1 protein-coding gene is annotated in these 3584 nt (G+C 53.6%); it reads left to right on the top strand.

Going from position 1 to position 3584, the window contains the following annotated elements; translation table 11 throughout:
- Nucleotides 1-33 precede the first annotated feature (33 nt).
- The coding region (locus AACS18_RS11860) for a VWA domain-containing protein (RefSeq protein ID WP_258228927.1) at nt 34-3584 on the top strand (3551 nt) is incomplete at its 3' end.

The following is a 3584-nucleotide window of genomic DNA, read 5'->3' as shown; positions in this document are numbered from 1 at the left end:
GGTTACGAGAAGGCGCCGGCACTGCCGGGTGCGGTGACCACCACCATCACCGACGAAATGGTACCGAGCGTGGAAGACACCGTGTTTGCCCAGATCGCGGTGGATAAGGCCAGCGTGGCTGAAGGTGGCACGCTCAAATACACCGTGAGCTTGGTCGATAAGGACGGTAATGCCATAACCCTGCCGACAGGCAAAGTGGTGACCCTGAACCTAGTATGGAGCGGTGCTGCGGCCAATGATGGCGACACCAGCGGCCGTCCGGCCAGCGTGACCATCGGTGCGAACGGCAAAGCCGAATTTACTGTTGCTACAGTAAACGACACCATTTATGAGATGGAGGAAAAGCTTGTTGTAACTATCAGCGGTGTGAAGACCAATTCGGCATTTGAAGCTATCTCGATAGTAAATGGAAAAGGTAGTGCTGAGACCATCATTGTGGACAATGATGCCCCTCCTTCTGTGGTGATCAATAAACCTGCGGTGGTGTCCGAAGAGGGGCTGGCCAACGGGTTGCCTGATACCACAGGTAATACTGATACCACCAATGCGACCATCGCTAGCGGCACTATTACAGTGGCGGATATCGATAGCAGTAGCGTGACGGTCAGCCTCTCTGGCCCGTCCGGGCTCAAGTCTGGCGGGCTGGATGTGAAGTGGAACTGGGATGCATCAGGCAAGGTGTTGACCGGATATACCGGTACCTTGGGTGGTGCGGACTACAAGGCTGTGCTTGATGTCAAGCTGACTGCACCAGCAGGTAGTACCAAAGGAGATTGGGGTTATGACGTTACTCTGAAAGGCGCCCTAGATCATCCGGTGACTGGTGCCGAGGACGCGCTGAGTTTTAACGTCGGAGTTTCTGTTTCTGATGGTCAGAGTACTACGGTCGGTTCGCTGTCCATCACTGTGGAGGATGATGCCCCCGTTGCTGGCGATGCTGCCGCGGTTTCGCTGGTGAAAACCAGTATTCCTGATGTATTGACCGGCAAGTTCAGCATGACCGGCTACAACGGAGATCGCTCCAGCATTGATGGTGGCAAGTTCACCATCACAGCTAAAGGTTTCCTCTCTTCAACATCTACGGCTCTGACGGATGCGCTGGTTAATGGCTCGGGCGAAGGCATTGGTGTCAAGAGCTCGACGGCCCCTTACCACAACATTGAGAACGAGGTCGATTTCCGCAAACTGGCCGATGGCTCAGGGGTATCTGAAGAGCTGGTGATCAAGCTGGATGCTGGCACAGTGGCATACGGTGCCAAGATCGAGTTCAGCAAGATGTTCGGTGGTGAGCTGGAGAGTGGGGTTGTTGAGTTCTGGCGGGATGGCCAGTTGATTGCAACCCAGAGCTTCAGCTCTAACGCGGCCAATGGCGATTATGCTGCCAATTTCCAGGTTCAGCAGGGTGGTTTTGACACCATGGTGATCAAGGCAACCGATAACGGTAAATCGGCCAGTTGGGGTGACAACAGCGACTTTACCGTCAAGTCTATCGAGTTCCTTGGCTCCTCTACTCCGCAGGCAATTGCCTATGGCTCGGGGACAGTGGCACCGCAATGGGGAGCTGATGGTAAAGGGCGTCTGGAGCTGGTTACCGGCACTGTTGAAACGGGTCTGAAAACTGCAGCTGGTCTGGCAATTACCATTACAACAGAAGGTGCCAACAGCATGGTTGGCAAGGCCAGTGATGGCAGCTTGATTTTCAAGATGCAATTCACGCCTGCAACGGGCAAGTGGGAATTCTTCCAGTATGCAGAGATGCAGCGCCCGGTTGGTGATGGCGACATCGACTTCACCTTCAACGCCTATGATCGGGACGGTGACGGCTCGCAAGGCAGCTTTGCTGTCAACCCGCTGGCACGCCCTGATGTAACCGGCGTATCGAGTGCCACTGTGGTTGAAGGGGCTACCTTGCAGCATGTTGTGACCTTGAGTGGTGCGACTAATGTAGCGACTGAGTACAGCCTCTCAATCGCGGGCAGTGGTACTCATGCTGCCTCTAACTCTGACTGGGGAACTCTGCAGTTCAGTCACGGTGTTACCTATAACAGCAGCACAGGCAAAATCTCAGTACCAGCCGGTGTGACGAGCTTTACCGTGTCAGTACCGACAGTGAATGACAAGCTGGTAGAACAGACTGAAACCTTGACTTTGACAGTAGGTGGTGCGGCCGGAACCGGAACCATTACTGACAATGACCTATCTGTACGTCTGAGCGGTGGTTTGGTGGATGAAGACGGTTTGTCTGGCGGAAATGCACACTTGCCTGAGCCAGTGGGTATGCCTGCTAGCGGTCCGCTTTCTGTGACTCAGTCGCTGCAGGTGACGGATGGCAGTGGTGGCAATGTCTCTGGCGTACAACTCAAGCTGGTTGGCATCACGGGTCTGAGCGGGGTGACGGGTATTGATGGTCAGCCGGTCAATGTTGTTCAGGATGGCGCCGGGCTCAAAGGGTACTTTGGTAACAACCCCGCCAATGTAGCCTTTACCGTGACGGTGGATAACAGTGCCAATCCACCGAGCTACACCTTTACTCTGCTCAAGCCGCTTAGCCACACAGTAGATGGCCAGAGCACAGTGTTGACCAGCCAGGACGAACTGCGCTTTACCGTCAACTATGAGGTAAGCAAATCTGGATCTGAGACTGCCACTGGTTCGTTTGACTTGGCTGTGCGTGACGATGTGCCGGTTGCCGGCCCGATCTTCCACGCCGTGGAGTCAGAAACCAAAGTCGGTGCCAACGTACAGCTCATACTCGATGTTTCGGGCTCGATGGGCTATGCGGCCGGTAATGGAAAGACTCGCTTGGAAGTTATGAAAGAGTCTGCCAACCAGTTGCTGGATCAATATCTGGCGCAAGGGCAAACCCGGGTGCAGTTGGTGTTGTTCAGCTCTGAAGCACGTATTGTGAATCAGGGAACAAGTGGTAGCCCCATCTACTGGATGACTGTTGAGCAGGCCAAAGCATGGATTAATGGCTTGACTGCAAATGGTGGAACGGATTACGACGACGCCATTAAATGGGCTGAGAGTTTTTGGAGTGGCAATAGTAATGCAAGACCGTTAACCGGAGCTTCCAACGTAAGCTATTTCCTCTCTGATGGTGTACCGGAAGGTAGCGATGGCAGCAATCCCAACACCATTGAGGCGAGTGAACTTGCAGCGTGGACGAAGCATCTGCAGAACAATAAGGTGACAGCGCTTGCATACGGCATGGGGAATAGTGTGCCAGCTGGCGAGCTGGACAAAGTTGCATTCGATGGTTACTTGAATGTGGATGGCAATGCGGTAATTGTCCCGGACGTGACCAAGTTGCCACCCATTCTGTTGCAATCTGTGGTGCAGCCGATAGGCGGTAATTTGTTGAGCGGTGTTGAGGGATATGGTGTTGGTGCTGATGGTGGTTTTGTTGGCCAACTTACAATCCGCGGCGTGACGTATAACTTTGACGGCAACACCGTTACTACTGCAGGCAATTCGAGTGCGCTCAGCCATAGCTTTGATGCTGCAACCAAAACGCTGACTATCTACATCGATAACAAGCATTCGCTGATTGTCGATCTTGATAACGGCAGTTACCAGTTCTT

The organism is Aeromonas sp. HMWF015, assembly GCF_963878965.1.
Taxonomy (GTDB): domain Bacteria; phylum Pseudomonadota; class Gammaproteobacteria; order Enterobacterales; family Aeromonadaceae; genus Aeromonas; species Aeromonas veronii.
This window is presented reverse-complemented; position numbering and strand designations above follow the sequence as displayed.